The sequence below is a fragment of the Streptomyces sp. NPDC037242 genome, from assembly GCF_055604165.1.
In genome coordinates this window covers 69,196-84,368 of record NZ_JBVJUY010000013.1, presented here as the reverse complement: position 1 = coordinate 84,368, position 15,173 = coordinate 69,196, and the positions used below count along the sequence as shown (strand labels likewise).

Annotated in this window: 10 protein-coding genes; 8 read left to right on the top strand and 2 right to left on the bottom strand. The window is 71.3% G+C overall.

Annotated features, from left to right (window positions below):
- Positions 1-302 precede the first annotated feature (302 nt).
- From lpdA to ACZ7GJ_RS17580, 7 genes are all read left to right on the top strand, one after another.
- On the top strand, positions 303-1,691 hold the full coding sequence (lpdA, locus tag ACZ7GJ_RS17610; RefSeq protein WP_365917274.1) for a dihydrolipoyl dehydrogenase: 1,389 nt from the start codon (positions 303-305) through the stop codon (positions 1,689-1,691).
- 54 nt (positions 1,692-1,745) lie between these two features.
- The gene (gene sucB, locus ACZ7GJ_RS17605) at positions 1,746-3,509 is read left to right on the top strand and encodes a 2-oxoglutarate dehydrogenase, E2 component, dihydrolipoamide succinyltransferase (RefSeq protein WP_470752593.1); all 1,764 of its coding nucleotides are present in this window, start codon (positions 1,746-1,748) and stop codon (positions 3,507-3,509) included.
- 92 nt (positions 3,510-3,601) lie between these two features.
- The gene (locus tag ACZ7GJ_RS17600; protein WP_470752592.1) at positions 3,602-5,020 is read left to right on the top strand and encodes an esterase/lipase family protein; all 1,419 of its coding nucleotides are present in this window, start codon (positions 3,602-3,604) and stop codon (positions 5,018-5,020) included.
- Entirely contained in the window at positions 5,013-8,816 is a 3,804-nt protein-coding gene (locus ACZ7GJ_RS17595) for a hypothetical protein (protein WP_470752590.1), read from the top strand. The genes ACZ7GJ_RS17600 and ACZ7GJ_RS17595 overlap by 8 nt, the downstream gene beginning before the upstream one ends.
- A gap of 107 nt (positions 8,817-8,923) precedes the next feature.
- Complete coding sequence (locus ACZ7GJ_RS17590; protein ID WP_470752822.1) at positions 8,924-9,547, top strand: GntR family transcriptional regulator; 624 nt, start codon at positions 8,924-8,926, stop codon at positions 9,545-9,547.
- Between the two features lie 232 nt (positions 9,548-9,779).
- Positions 9,780-12,464, top strand: a complete 2,685-nt coding sequence (gene aceE, locus ACZ7GJ_RS17585; RefSeq protein ID WP_470752588.1) for a pyruvate dehydrogenase (acetyl-transferring), homodimeric type — start codon at positions 9,780-9,782, stop codon at positions 12,462-12,464.
- A 257-nt stretch (positions 12,465-12,721) separates the two neighbouring features.
- Positions 12,722-13,240: a DUF4240 domain-containing protein gene (locus ACZ7GJ_RS17580; protein ID WP_470752587.1), complete on the top strand. Its 519-nt coding sequence runs from the start codon at positions 12,722-12,724 to the stop codon at positions 13,238-13,240.
- A 33-nt stretch (positions 13,241-13,273) separates the two neighbouring features.
- Here ACZ7GJ_RS17580 and ACZ7GJ_RS17575 read toward each other — a convergent pair whose 3' ends face one another.
- On the bottom strand, positions 13,274-14,050 hold the full coding sequence (locus ACZ7GJ_RS17575; RefSeq protein ID WP_470752585.1) for an SDR family NAD(P)-dependent oxidoreductase: 777 nt from the start codon (positions 14,048-14,050) through the stop codon (positions 13,274-13,276).
- Between the two features lie 87 nt (positions 14,051-14,137).
- Between ACZ7GJ_RS17575 and ACZ7GJ_RS17570 the strand changes: the two genes are divergently transcribed.
- On the top strand, positions 14,138-14,791 hold the full coding sequence (locus ACZ7GJ_RS17570) for a TetR family transcriptional regulator (RefSeq protein ID WP_470752584.1): 654 nt from the start codon (positions 14,138-14,140) through the stop codon (positions 14,789-14,791).
- Here ACZ7GJ_RS17570 and ACZ7GJ_RS17565 read toward each other — a convergent pair whose 3' ends face one another.
- Positions 14,792-15,109: a MazG-like family protein gene (locus tag ACZ7GJ_RS17565; protein ID WP_470752583.1), complete on the bottom strand. Its 318-nt coding sequence runs from the start codon at positions 15,107-15,109 to the stop codon at positions 14,792-14,794.
- Positions 15,110-15,173: the final 64 nt, after the last annotated feature.

Here is a 15,173-nt window from a genome sequence, read left to right as displayed (position 1 = left end):
CCGTGTGAGACGTGACGCACACCCGAGCCTTGGTCGGCACTCGACCAAGGCTCGGGGTGCGCTCGGGATGTGTTCACCTACAACGAAATCCGTAGGTTTCTACGCACCGGTAACCCTTGCTTCGGGCAGATCGGCCCGCCGGATGCCGGGCCCGGCGTCCCGCGTTCCCCCGACAAATGCGAAGATGGGTTCTCGGCAGGACAGGGCCCCCACCACAGGGCCGAAGAAACAAGCGGCCGATTACCAGCCGCCGCCCGGTCACAGAGGACCGGTGCTCGGCGCACATGCATGGAGGACGTGACGTGGCGAACGACGCCAGCACCGTTTTCGACCTAGTGATCCTCGGCGGTGGCAGTGGCGGCTACGCCGCGGCGCTGCGCGCATCCCAGCTGGGTCTGGACGTTGCCCTGATCGAGAAGAACAAGCTCGGCGGCACCTGCCTGCACAACGGCTGCATCCCCACGAAGGCTCTGCTGCACGCGGGTGAGATCGCGGACCAGGCTCGCGAGGCCGCCCAGTTCGGTGTGAAGACCACCTTCGAGGGCATCGACATCGCGGGTGTCCACAAGTACAAGGACGAGATCATCTCGGGCCTGTACAAGGGTCTGCAGGGCCTGGTCGCCTCCCGCAAGGTGACCTACATCGAGGGTGAGGGCCGCCTTTCCTCGCCGACCTCCGTCGACGTGAACGGCCGCCGCATCCAGGGCCGGCACGTCCTGCTGGCGACCGGCTCCGTGCCGAAGTCGCTGCCGGGCCTGGCCATCGACGGCAACCGCATCATCTCCTCGGACCACGCGCTGGTCCTGGACCGCGTGCCCGAGTCCGCGATCGTCCTGGGCGGCGGCGTCATCGGCGTCGAGTTCGCCTCGGCGTGGAAGTCCTTCGGCTCCGACATCACCGTCATCGAGGGCCTCAAGCACCTCGTTCCGGTCGAGGACGAGAACAGCTCCAAGCTGCTGGAGCGGGCCTTCCGCAAGCGCGGCATCAAGTTCAACCTCGGCACCTTCTTCGACAAGGCCGAGTACACCGAGAACGGCGTGCGCGTCACGCTGGCCGACGGCAAGACCTTCGAGGCCGAGGTGCTGCTGGTCGCCGTCGGCCGCGGCCCGGTCTCGCAGGGCCTGGGCTACGAGGAGCAGGGCGTCGCGATGGACCGCGGCTACGTCCTGGTCGACGAGTACATGCAGACCAACGTGCCGACCATCTCGGCCGTCGGTGACCTCGTCCCGACCCTCCAGCTCGCGCACGTCGGCTTCGCCGAGGGCATCCTGGTCGCGGAGCGTCTGGCCGGCCTCAAGGCCGTCCCGATCGACTACGACGGTGTCCCGCGCGTCACCTACTGCCACCCCGAGGTCGCTTCCGTCGGCATCACCGAGGCCAAGGCCAAGGAGATCTACGGCGCGGACAAGGTCGTGGCCCTGAAGTACAACCTTGCGGGCAACGGCAAGAGCAAGATCCTGAAGACCGCGGGCGAGATCAAGCTCGTCCAGGTCAAGGACGGTGCCGTGGTCGGCGTCCACATGGTCGGTGACCGGATGGGCGAGCAGGTCGGCGAAGCCCAGCTGATCTACAACTGGGAAGCTCTGCCGGCCGAGGTCGCGCAGCTCATCCACGCGCACCCGACGCAGAACGAGGCGATGGGCGAGGCCCACCTGGCCCTCGCCGGCAAGCCCCTGCACGCACACGACTAATCGTCCCTGGGCGCGACGACCACTTCCGCACTTTCGTTAGGAGCAACAGAAACCATGTCGGTTTCCGTAACCCTTCCGGCGCTCGGTGAGAGCGTCACCGAGGGCACTGTCACCCGCTGGCTGAAGGCCGAGGGCGAGCGCGTCGAGGCCGACGAGCCGTTGCTCGAGGTCTCGACCGACAAGGTCGACACCGAGATCCCCTCCCCCGTGGCGGGCATCCTGGCCTCGATCAAGGTCGCCGAGGACGAGACCGTCGAGGTCGGCGCCGAGCTGGCCGTCATCGACGACGGCTCCGGCGCGCCGGCCGCGGCTGCGGCCCCGGCCGCCGAGACGGTCGTCATCGAGACCCCGGCCGCTCCGGCTCCGGTCGCCGAGGCCCCCGCGGCCCCGGCTCCCGTCGCCGGGGCGCCCGCTGCGGCCGCCCCGGCCGCCGCCGGTACCGATGTCGTTCTCCCCGCCCTGGGCGAGTCCGTCACCGAGGGCACCGTCACCCGCTGGCTGAAGCAGGTCGGCGAGTCGGTCGAGGCCGACGAGCCGCTGCTGGAGGTCTCGACCGACAAGGTCGACACCGAGATCCCCGCCCCGGTCGCCGGCACCCTGCTGGAGATCCTGGTCGGCGAGGACGAGACCGCCGAGGTCGGCGCCCGTCTGGCCGTCATCGGCGTGGCCGGCGCAGCCCCCGCGGCCGCCCCGGCCGCCGCTGCCCCGGCTCCGGTCCAGGCTGCCGCTCCGGTTGCCGCCCCGGCTCCGGTCGTGGCTGCCCCGGCCGTGGCCGCTCCGGTTGCCGCTCCGGTTGCCGCTCCGGCTCCGGTTGCCGCTCCGGCCCCCGTGGCCGCTCCGGCTCCGGTCGCCCCGGCCGCCGCCCCCGCCGCTCCGGTTTCCGCCGGTGACGAGGGCGCGTACGTGACCCCGCTGGTGCGCAAGCTCGCCTCGGAGTCCGGCGTCGACCTGTCCACGGTCTCGGGCACCGGTGTCGGTGGCCGTATCCGCAAGCAGGACGTCCTGGCCGCCGCCGAGGCCGCCAAGGCCGCCGCTGCCGCCCCGGCTCCGGCTGCTGCCGCTCCGGCCGCGAAGGCTCCGGCCGCCGCGGTCTCCGAGCTGCGCGGCCAGACCGTCAAGATGACCCGCATGCGCAAGGTCATCGGCGACAACATGATGAAGGCCCTGCACTCGCAGGCGCAGCTCAGCTCCGTGGTCGAGGTGGACATCACCAAGATCATGAAGCTGCGCGAGAAGGCCAAGGGCGCGTTCCTGGCCCGTGAGGGCGTCAAGCTCTCGCCGATGCCGTTCTTCGTCAAGGCCGCGGCCCAGGCGCTGAAGGCCCACGCGGTCGTCAACGCCCGGATCAACGACGACGAGGGCACCATCACCTACTTCGACTCGGAGAACATCGGCATCGCCGTGGACTCCGAGAAGGGCCTGATGACCCCGGTCATCAAGGGTGCCGGTGACCTCAACCTGGCGGGCATCTCCAAGGCGACCGCCGATCTGGCCGGCAAGGTCCGCGGCAACAAGATCACGCCGGACGAGCTGTCGGGCGCGACCTTCACGATCAGCAACACCGGCTCGCGCGGCGCGCTGTTCGACACGGTCATCGTGCCCCCGAACCAGGTCGCCATCCTGGGCATCGGTGCCACGGTCAAGCGCCCGGTGGTCATCGAGACCCCCGAGGGCACCGTCATCGGCGTCCGCGACATGACGTACCTGACCCTGTCCTACGACCACCGCCTGGTGGACGGCGCGGACGCGGCCCGGTACCTCTCGGCCGTCAAGGGCATCCTTGAGGCCGGCGAGTTCGAGGTCGAGCTCGGCCTGTAAGGCTCCGGGGTACAGCACCCCCTGTTCGACGACGGCGCCCCCGCCCGGGATCTCCCCGGGCGGGGGCGCCGTCGTCGTCCTAGCCTGAAGACATGGCACGTGCACCCGTGGCAGATCTCGTCGTGGTGCTGCCGGGGATCATGGGCAGTCGGCTGGCCGACGCCGACGGCAAACCGGTGTGGGACGTGTCGGGCGGCGCCCTGTGGCATGCCGTCCGCAGCCTCGGGGGCTCCCTGAGACGGCTCCGCCTCCCGGCGGACCTCGGGGACGGCCACCCCGGGGACGGGATCGTCCCCGCGGGCGTCCTGCGCAGCGTGCACGTGATCCCGGGCGTCTGGCACCCGGTGGACGGCTACACCGCACTGCTGGAGTGGCTGGAGCGGTCCTTCGCCCTGGCCCGCCCCGCTCCCGGGGCGCCGGGCAACCTCCTGGTGTTCCCGTACGACTGGCGGCTGTCCTGCCGCTACAACGCCGAGCTCCTGAAGGACCGTACCGAGAGCGAACTGGACCGGTGGCGGGCCTCCGCGCCCGACCGCGGGGAGGCCCGCGCGGTGTTCGTCTGCCACTCCATGGGCGGCCTCGTGGCCCGCTACTACACGGAGTGCCTCGGCGGCCACGAGATCACCCGCCGCGTGATCACCCTGGGCACCCCGCACCGGGGCTCGGTGAACGCCCTCACCAATCTGGCCAACGGTCTGCGCAGGGGGTGGGGCCCGCTCGGCCCGGACCTGGACGCCTTCGCCCGCAGCCTGCCCTCGCTGCACCAGCTGACCCCCGACTACGCGTGCGTGAAGGGCCCCGGAGGGAAGCTCGCGTACGCCCGTGACCTGCCGGGACTGCCCGGTGTGGACCCGGCTCTGCTCGCGGACGCCGCCGCGTTCCACGCTTCCCTGCGCCGGGCCGCCGACCGCGCCGTCCCCACCACGCTGGACGCCGTCACCGGCGTGCTCCAGCGGACCGCCACCACCGCCGAGTACGCCGGCGACCTGCTCGTCCCGCTGTGGGACATCGAGGGCGAGGACGAGGGCGGCGACGGTACGGTCCCCCGCCTCTCGGCCCGCCCCGCGAACGCCTCCGGCAGCGGTTACGCCACGGCCGAGTCCCACACCTCCTGCGAACAGCACGGCTCGCTCCAGAACAACGTGGGCGTACGCGAGGTCCTGTGGCGCCTGCTCGGCCGGGAGCCGGTGTTCCGCCGGAGCGACGAGGACGGCTCCGTGCCGCTCGGCGTGCTGGCGCCCCCGCTGCTGGAGCCGGGCGAGCCGTGCCCGGTGGACGTCACCGTGCCGCCGCGGACGCCCCGCCACGACGAGCTGCTGATCACGGCCGAGCTGCGTCCCGACGGCGGCGGCCCCGCGACCTCGCGCTCCCTGCGCAATCTCGGCGGCGGGCGGTACACCACCGCCTTCCCCGCCCCGGACCCGGGCGGCTACCGGGTGGCGGTGCGGGCGGTGAAGCATCCGGGGGCGCCGGTGACGGCGCTGACGCTGGTGTGTGGAAACCATGGGTGAGCAGGGCAGGCGCATCCGGGGGACGGTGCTCGGCGTCGTGGTGGAGAACTACCGGAGCGAGCGGTTCACGCACCTGGCGGAGGCCGCCGACCAGATGCGCAACCTCTGCGGCCTGCTGGAGAGGTACGGGTACAGGTCGACGGTGCTGGTGGATCCGAGCCGCGAGCGCCTCAGGAAGTCGTTGACGGGCTGGTGCCGGCAATGGGCCGCCACGGGCGACCACGGTCCGGCGGTGGTCCTGTGGTCCGGACACGCCGTGCTCCAGGACCGGGAGCTGCGTCTGATCGTGCACGACACCGACGACGTGGAGGACCTGGAGCAGACCTACTCGCCCGATTTCCTGGCGAACACCGTCCTGCTCAGCAGGGCGGACCAGGTGCTCCTGCTCATCGACACCTGCTACGCGGGGGCGGGCGTCCCCGACGTCGTGAAGCGGTGGCGGCGCAAGCTGGACGAGGACAGTCTTCCGCCGGGCCGGTCCGCATGGCTCGGGGCGATCGCGTGCTGCCGGCCGGACGAGACCGCCGAGGACTCCGGCATGCTGCTGGAGACCGCTACCCGGGTACTGAGCAAGGGGCCCCGGGCGGGGAGGTACCGGCACGCGTTCAGTACCCGGAACCCCCACATCACCGGGCAGGACCTCTTGGAGGACATCGCCGAGCAGTGGCCGCAGTCGACGGGCCAACTCATGCAGCCGGTCACCGCCGGGGTTCCGCGGGCCATGTTCGCCAATCCGCGCCGGCCGACCGCCAAGGATCCGGCGCCCGAGCTGGTGGAGCACCTGGTGAGGGCGGCACGCGGGGCCGACCGGGTCGACGAGGGGTGGTTCTTCAGCGGCCGCCACGGGGTGCTCAGGGAGATCACGAAGTGGCTGGAGGACCGGCAGCCCGGGCTGTTCCTGGTCACGGGCAGCGCGGGCAGCGGGAAGTCCGCCGTGCTGGGCAGGATCTGGACCCTGTCCGAGCCGGCGCACCGTGCGGACATCCTGAAGCACCTCGCCCTCGCGGACGATGACCCGGACCCGGGCCCAGACTCGGTGGACGCCTCGTTCCACCTGCGCGGCCTCAGCGTCCGGCAGCTCGCCGAGGCGATCGCCCGCGCGCTGAAGCTGCCACCGCCGCTGACCCCGGCCGCGCTGATCGCCGAGGTGGAGAGCGAATGGTCCGATGCCGACGAACCCCTCGTCCTCGTACTGGACGGTCTCGACGAGGCGCAGCCCGACCAGATCCCCCGCATCATGAAGGACCTGCTGGCCCCGCTGAGCCGCCTGGCGTGCGTCCTCCTCGGCTCCCGCAACAGGCCGTTCCTGGGTGACGCCGAGTCCGGGGAACCGCTGGGCCGGACGCTGAGCCGCCAACTGGGCACCCGGGCCCGCGCGTGCAGCCTGGACGAGGAAGCCGACACCGCCGACGACATCCGGCACTACAGCCGGCGCCGGCTGACCGCCGCGGACCTGCCCGAGGACGACGCCTACACGGCGGCGGTGGTCATCTCCGAACGGGCCTGCGCCGCGAGCAGCGGCGCCTTCCTGTACGCCAGCATGGCCGTCCGGTCCGTGATCAGGCGGTCGGCGGCGTCCGGCAGACAGGACTGGAACCAGGTCATTCCCGATTCCATCGGCCACGCCTTCGCCGATGACCTGCGCAGCGGTCCCAAGCGGGAGCGCGACGGCAAGAACCTGCCGTACGCGGCGGAGGACCTCCTGACGGCACTCGCATGGAGCTCCGGCAGCGGTATGCCGGCGCAGGGCGTCTGGGAAGCCGTCGCCTCCGCGCTCAGCGCGGAGGGGGTCCGCTACCGCCCCGCGGACGTGGACTGGCTTCTGAACAACTACGGGCGCTACGTCGTGGAGGACGGGGACGAGGCCCAGGCCGTCTACCGGCTCTACCACCACGAACTCGTCAACCACCTCCGCCGCGAGTCCGAGACCTATCTGCCGGTGGATCCCGCGACGGGTCTGCCGGAGAATCCCGCGTGCCGCGTCGCCCGCGCCGTGGTCAAGCTCCTGCACACCCAGAGCGCCGACGCCACCAAGACCGGGAGTGCCAACCCGTACCTGCGCCGGGCGCTGTCCGAGCACGTCGTCATGGCGGGGACCGAAGGCATCGAACTGGCCCGTGAGCTGTTCGATCTGAACCCGGAGCGCTTCCGCCCGGATCTGGCGGAAGCACTGGCCGAAGTCGCCTTCTCGCTGTCCGCGGACCAGCCGGACCAGGCGGTGGCGCTCGCCCGTGAGGGCTGCGAACTCTTCCGGGTCCAGGCCGAGCGGGATCCGGCCGTGTACGTGCCGTACCACGCCCAGTCACTCATGATCCTGGCCCGCATCAACGCGGAGAACGAGGACCTGCCGGCCGCACTCACCACCGTCACCGAAGCCGTGGGGCTGTTCCGGGCACTGGCCGCGCAGAACCCGGCCGCCCGCCGCCCGGACCTGGCCCTGTGCCTCTGCGACCTCACCGACGTCCGCGCGCGCTGCGGGGACCGGCACGGTGCGCTCAAGGCGATGACCGAGGCCACCACCCTCTACCGGCTCGTCGCGCGGGACAACCCCGCCGCCTACCTCCCCGACCTCGCCCGGGCCCTCGTCGATCTCTCGTCCATCCACCACGTCGGCGGGGACTCGTGCCGCGCACTCGCCGCGATCTCCGAAGCCGTCGGCATCTACCGGACGCTGGCGCGCAGCGACCCCACCACCTACTTCGGCAGCCTCTCGGCCGCCCTCGACCTGCTCGTCAGCCTGGTCTCCGCCCGGCAGGCCGTCACCGTCTACACCGAGGTGGAGCGGGAGCTGGCCGGGCATCCGGACTCGGCCCGCCGGCTCGCGCTCCAGCGCGCGAGGCTGCTGCTCACCTTCCCGGACCCGGGCCCCGGCATCAGTACCCTCATCGCCCTCGCGGATCCGCCCGGGCCTTCCGAGGCCGCCGACACGGCCGTCGAGGCCCGCAGACTGCTCCGGGCCCACCACCGCGGCGATGAGGCCAGTGCCGCGCGGGTCGACGAGCTGTGGCGCACGGTCGCCCGTACCGAGCCGCCCGACTGGCTGGGGATCCCCGAGGCCGCGGCGGACCTCGCGGTCACGTGGGTCCGGTGCCCCACCTGGGCCGACGCCCGCGCCTTCTGGGACGAGCACGCCGGCCTCCTGCGCTCGGCCGAGGTCGTCACGGCCGTGGAGGAGATCGCCCTGGTCGACCGGCTCGCCGCGCTCCGCCTGGAGGTCGCCCGGGAGGCGGACTCCAGGGACCCCGACAGCGCGTTCTTCCCGTACCTCACGAGCGAATGCGTCACGGCCTGGAAGGCACTGCCGACTTGGGAGGAGGCCCGGAACTACCTCACCGCGCATGCGAAGTTCCTGCTCAGCGACCGGGCCGTCGCACTCCTGTGGTCCGAGGTCAAGGCCGGCCGGTGGCACGGGCACTACGCCCTGGTCACCTTGGCACGGGCCGACGGGATCGCGTCCGCGTACCAGTACGTCGTGGACCGCGACGCGCTGCGCAGCCGGTGCGGGCGGCTCCTGGCCGCGCCCGAGGAGCCGGACCCCGGGCTCCTCTTCGCCATCGGACTCCTGGAGTCCGCGGAACACCGCGAGGCGTTCACCGGCCAGGTCCACAGGCAACTCGCCCGCGCGCTGGCGGGGATGGCCCTCGGGGAAGAGCGGTGGCACCCCCACGAGTTCACAGAACAGGCCAGGGTCATCGGGGAGATCAGGTCGGTCCTGGAGCGCCACTCCGGGCACGACGAGGTCCTGGGTGGCCTGATCCGGAGCATCCGCGCCTCGGGAGCCCCTCAGCCCTTGTAACCAGCCTCACCCGGGGTCACCGTCGGGAACGCATCTCACCGGGCCGACACCGCCGTATTGTCTACGCATCGACCCGTGCGAACCCCACAGGAGATGAACCGCCGATGATCACCCCACCCGTCGTGCACTCGCTGCGCGAGCAGATCCGCGAGCACATCGTGGAGGGGATCGTCAGCGGGCGCTGGAAGCCCGGCGAGCGCATCGTGGAGCGCCGGATCGCCGTGGAGCTGGAGGTCAGCCAGACGCCCGTGCGCGAGGCCCTGCGCGAGCTGGAGACGCTGCGGCTGATCGAGTCGGCGCCGAACAAGGGCGTGCGCGTACGGAACCTGTCGGCGGCCGACCTGGAGGAGATCTACCCGGTCCGGGCCGGCCTGGAGCAGATCGCGGCCGAGCTGGCCGCGCCGCGGCTGGCGAGCGACTGCTCGGCCCTGGAGCCGCACGTGGCGGCGCTGTGGGAGGCGGACCGCGCCGAGGACGGCACGGCGCAGGTGCGGCACACGGTGGGCTTCCACCGGGAGATGGTGCGGGCGGCGGGGAACAGCGTGCTGCTGCACACCTGGGAGAGCCTGGGCATCGAGGTCTTCACGGCCCTGTCCATCCGGTGGCTGGGAACCGTCCAGAAGTCCTACGCCGAGGAGCACGAGGCGCTCGTCGAGGCGTTCCGCAGCCGGGACCCCGACATCGGCGTGCTGGTGAAGCGGCACGTGCTGGGGTGCGCTCCGCGCGCTTGATCATCTCCGGACCGCACCTTTTTGTACCGATTTACCCGGCACCGGGTGCCTAAATCCATGGCACCCGGTGCCGACTTTTGTCATATGGACGTTTCTTCGTCACTTTCATTTGATCGATCATCGATCAGCGATTTACAGTCGTCGCGGACCTCAACCAGGTCCAACGACCCTGTCCTGCCCGTCAGGGATTTTCTTCACCACCTCTCCTTTGTCCGGAAGGCGGCGCACACCGATGTCCGACCCCGTAGGAAAGCTTCCGAGCGAGCTCGACCAGCTCCCGGACCGCGACACCGAGGAGACCGCCGAATGGGCGGCCTCCCTCGACGCCGTCGCAAAGGCCGCCGGTACGCGCCGCGCCGAATACCTGCTCCGCCGTACGCTCCAGCACGCCGAGGCCGCCGGCCTCGCGCTGCCGAAGCTGCTGGAGACGGACTACGTCAACACCATCCCCACCGCCGCGGAGCCGGAGTTCCCCGGTGACGAGGCGATGGAAGCCAGGATCACCGCCTGGAACCGCTGGAACGCGGCCGCCATGGTCACCCGCGGCTCCAAGTACGGCGTCGGCGGCCACATCGCCACCTTCGCCTCCGCCGCGTGGCTGTACGAGACCGGCTTCCAGCACTTCTTCCGCGGGAAGGAGGCCGACGGATCGGGCGATCAGCTCTACATCCAGGGCCACGCCTCCCCCGGCATCTACGCCCGCGCCTTCCTCGACGGCCGGGTCTCCGAGCAGCAGCTCGACAACTTCCGCCAGGAGTCCGGCGGCAACGGCCTGCCGTCCTACCCGCACCCGCGGCGCCTGCCGTGGCTGTGGGAGTTCCCGACGGTGTCCATGGGCCTCGGCCCGCTCTCCGCGATCTACCAGGCGCGCTTCAACCGCTACCTGCAGAACCGGAGCATCAAGGACACCGCCAACTCGCACGTCTGGGCCTTCCTGGGCGACGGCGAGATGGACGAGCCCGAGTCGACCGCCGCCCTGGCCCTCGCCTCCCGCGAGCAGCTCGACAACCTGACCTTCGTCATCAACTGCAACCTGCAGCGCCTCGACGGTCCGGTCCGCGCCAACTTCCGCGTGGTGCAGGAGCTGGAGGCCCAGTTCCGCGGCGCCGGCTGGAACGTCATCAAGTCGCTGTGGGGCTCCGCCTGGGACGAGCTGTTCCAGCTCGACACCACGGGCGCCCTGGTACGCCGCCTGCGCGAGGTACCGGACGCGCAGTTCCAGACGTACGCGACCCGCGACGTGGCCTACATCCGCCAGCACTTCTTCGGCGCCAACGCCGAGCTCGTGCAGCTGGCCGGCGTGCTCTCCGACGCCAAGATCGCCGAGTGCTTCCACAGCTCCCGCGGCGGCCACGAGCCCCGCAAGGTCTACGCCGCGTACAAGGCCGCCCTGGAGCACAAGGGTGCGCCGACGGTCATCCTCGCGCAGACCGTCAAGGGCTACACGCTGGGCGCCGGGTTCGAGTCGAAGAACGCGAACCACCAGATGAAGAAGCTGACGATCGACGAGTTCAAGGACATGCGTGACCTCCTTGGCCTCCCGATCCCGGACAGCGCCTTCGCCGACGGCCAGGTCCCGTACGGCCACCCGGGCGCGAACAGCCCCGAGGTCCAGTACCTGAACGAGCGCCGCGCGGCGCTCGGCGGCCCGGCCCCGGCCCGCAAGGTCAAGCACGTGGCCCTGCCCGCCCCGGCGGACCGTTCCTTCGCCCCGCTCCTCAAGGGCTCCGGCAAGCAGGAGATGGCCACCACCATGGCCTTCGTCCGGCTCGTCAAGGACCTGATGCGGGACAAGGAGACCGGCAAGCGCTGGGTGCCGATCGTCCCGGACGAGGCCCGCACCTTCGGCATGGAGTCCCTCTTCCCGTCGGCCGGCATCTACTCGCCGCTGGGCCAGACGTACGAGCCGGTCGACCGCGACCAGCTCATGTACTACAAGGAAGCCAAGGACGGCCAGATCCTCAACGAGGGGATCACCGAGGCCGGCGCCATGGCCGACTTCATCGCCGCCTGCACGTCGTACGCGACGCACGGCGAGCCGATGATCCCGTTCTACATCTTCTACTCGATGTTCGGCTGGCAGCGCACCGCCGACCAGATGTGGCAGCTCGCCGACCAGCTCGGCAAGGGCTTCATCGTCGGCGCCACCGCCGGCCGCACCACGCTGACCGGTGAGGGCCTCCAGCACGCGGACGGCCACTCGCACCTGATCGCGTCCACGAACCCGGCGTCGCTGAACTACGACCCGGCCTTCGCGTACGAGATCGCGGTGATCGTCAAGGACGGTCTGCGCCGGATGTACGGCGAGAAGCCGGAAGACGTCTTCTACTACCTGACGGTCTACAACGAGCCGAAGGTGCAGCCGGCCATGCCCGAGGGCGTGGAAGAGGGCATCCTCAAGGGCCTCTACCGCTTCAACACGGCGGCGGACCTGGCGGAGGCGGCCCCGGCCGCGGACGCCCCGAAGGTCCAGCTGATGGCCTCGGGTACGGCGATCCACTGGGTGCTGGAGGCGCAGAAGCTGCTCGCCGCCGACTGGAACGTCTCCGCCGACGTCTGGTCCGCCACCTCCTGGGGCGAGCTGCGGCGCGACGCGCTGGAGTGCGACGAGGCGCTGCTGCGCGGCGAGGTGCGCACCCCGTACGTCACCCGCGCGCTGGAGGGTGCCGCGGGCCCGGTCCTCGCGGTGTCCGACTGGATGCGCCAGGTTCCGGACCAGATCAGCCAGTGGGTCGAGCAGGACTACACCTCGCTGGGTACGGACGGCTTCGGCCTGTCCGACACCCGTGAGGGCGCCCGCCGCCACTTCGGTGTGGACGCCCAGTCGATCGTGGTGGCCGCGCTGGCCCAGCTCGCCCGCCGCGGCGAGGTCCCGGCGTCCGCCATCAAGGAGGCCCGGGAGCGCTACGGCCTCTGAGCCGTGTGGAGTACGGCGAAGGCCGGTATCCGTCCCTCTGGGGGATGGATACCGGCCTTCGCCGTACGCGCGGTGGCGGCGGGGTGGTCCAGCCGTGATGCTGGAGCGGTGGTGACTCCTCCTCCCGGACGAATCCGGGCGGCTTCTCACTTGGGATCGCGATCCCTCATGAAGGCCAAGCCCTGACCTCTGCCCGAGGGCAGGCACCGAATGTACAACGGCGCGGCGGCGCTTCGGGCCGCTTTCGAGAGGATCGCATGGACGAGACGGAGTTCTGGGAGATCGTCGACCGTACCCGCGAGGCCGCCGATGGCGACCCCGAGGAGCACGCCGAGCTGCTCGTGGAGCGGCTGGCCCAGCTCGATCCCGACTCCGTCCTGGACTTCGCCCGGCACTTCGAGTCGCGGTACAACCGGGCCTACACGTGGGACCTGTGGGGCGCCGCGTGGGTGTTGCTCGACGGGGCGAGCGACGACGCGTTCGACTACTTCCGGTGCTGGCTGATCGGCCAGGGGCGGGAGGTCTTCGAGGGCGGGGTGCACGACCCGGACCAGCTGGCTGAGCTGCTCGGCGAGTTCGACGAGGAGATCGACGGGGACGGCGAGGAGCTGGGGTACGCGGCCGACGAGGCGTACGAGCAGCTGACCGGGGCGGTGGCGCCGGACCTGGGGATCCCGCTGCAGCCGGCGGAGCCGGAGGGCGCACCGCTGGACTTCGAGAACGAAGCCGTGCTCGCGGAGCGCTTCCCCCGGCTGTGGGACCGGTTCCGCGCCTGATCAGTGCCTGCTCAGTGCCTGCTCAGTGCCTGCTCAGTAGTGCGTGCCGCCGTCGATGCGGATCTCCGTACCGGTGATGAAGGCGCCGTCCTCGGAGCCCAGCATGGCGACGACGCCGGCCACGGTCTGCGGGCCTGCGAAGCCCTGGCCGATGGCGGGGGCGAGCTTGGCGAACAGGCTCCAGTCGGTGTCCTCGGGCAGGCCGGGGCCGTTGCCGGTGGTCATGCCGCTCTCGATGGAGCCGGGCGCGACGGCGACGAAGCGCAGGCCCTGCTTGCTGTACTCGGCGGCCAGCGCGTGGGTCATGGACTGGATGCCGCCCTTGCTGGCCGCGTAGGCGGACATGTAGGGGTGGGCGAAGGACGCCGAGGTGGAGCTGAAGTTGACGACGACCGGCTGGTCGCCCTCCAGCAGCGCCGGGAGCGACTCGCGGATCATCAGGAAGGTGCCGGTCAGGTTGACCCCGATGACCTGGTTCCAGAGGTCCAGCGTGGTCTGGTGGGTGTGCGCGGAGCGCAGGATGCCCGCCGCGTTGACCAGCACGTCGATGCCGCGGCCGCCGAGGCTCTCGACGGCGGCGGCGATGCCGGCGCGTACAGCGGCCTCGTCGGATATGTCGAGCACGGCGGTGGTCAGCCGCGCGCCGTGCCCGTCGGCCGCAGCGCGGTCGGCGGTGGCCTTGAGGCCGGCCTCGCTGACGTCCACGGTGTGGACGCGGCCGCCCTCCGACAGAATGCGGTGGACGGTGGCCTGGCCGATGCCGGAGCCGCCCCCGGTGATGAGGACTCGGCGTCCTTCGTAACGGTTCATGGGGACGAGCGTACCGGTGCCATGACACGTTTTGCCAGAGTGACAAAGAGTGCAGTTGCCGGTCGGTCCGGGGAGTACTCTTCCCTAGTGAGATCCCCACGTCCGTACTCTCCCCAGGCCGGCCCCGGAGCCCAGTCGCTGACCGAGCGCCGCAAGGCCGCCACCCAGCTCGACATCGCCCGCGCGGCCTGCGAACTGTTCGCCGAGCACGGCCCCGACGCCACCACCGCCGAGGACATCGCCCACCGGGCGGGCGTGGCGCTGCGGACGTTCTACCGCTACTTCCGCAACAAGCAGGAGGCGGTGGCCCCGCTGCTCGCGGGCGGCGGCGACGCCTGGCGCGCCCTGCTCGCCGAGGAGGACCCCGGCACCCCGCTCGCCGAGGCCCTGGAACGCGCCGTCAAGCGCTCGCTGACCGATCTCCAGGCCGTCGAGGAGGGCCTTGAGGTCACCCGCGGGCTGCTGCGCGCGGCGGCGACCGACGAGGCCCTGCGCGCGGTCTGGTACAAGGTGAACCAGGACTCCGAGGAGCGCCTGGTCCCCGTGGTGGCCCGGCTGGCCGGCCCGGACGCCGACGCGCTCGGCGTACGGCTCCTCGCGGCGGCGGCCACCGACGCGATCCGCATCGCCCTGGAGCTCTGGTCGACCACCGACGCCCCGGTCAGCGGCCCCCGTTCACCGGCGGAACTCGCGATCCGCTGCCTGCGGGACCTGACGGGCGCCATGCCGCTGCTGCGCTGATCAGAGGAACCGCCGCGACTTCTCCTGGAGGTGCGCGGCAAAGAACGCGGGGGCGTCGGGCCGCATCCGGGCGAGGGCGACCATGGCCGTCACGATGACGTCGGCCACCTCCGCCTCCACATCGCCCCAGGTGTGCGATTCCCCCTTGCGCGGGTTGGTCCCCTTGGCCCCGATGACGGCCTGCGCGGCCTCGCCGAACTCCTCCCCGATCTTCAGGATCTGGAGCGTCACGCTCTCCTCGTGCGCGACCCCCCGCTCCCGGTCGTGCTCGTCGAACCGCGCCCCGAGCGCGCCGATGGTCTTCCAGGGATCTTCCATACGGGGAACCTAGCCGGAAACGACGGAGCCCCGCCGGTCTCCGAGGAGAACCGGCGGGGCTCGG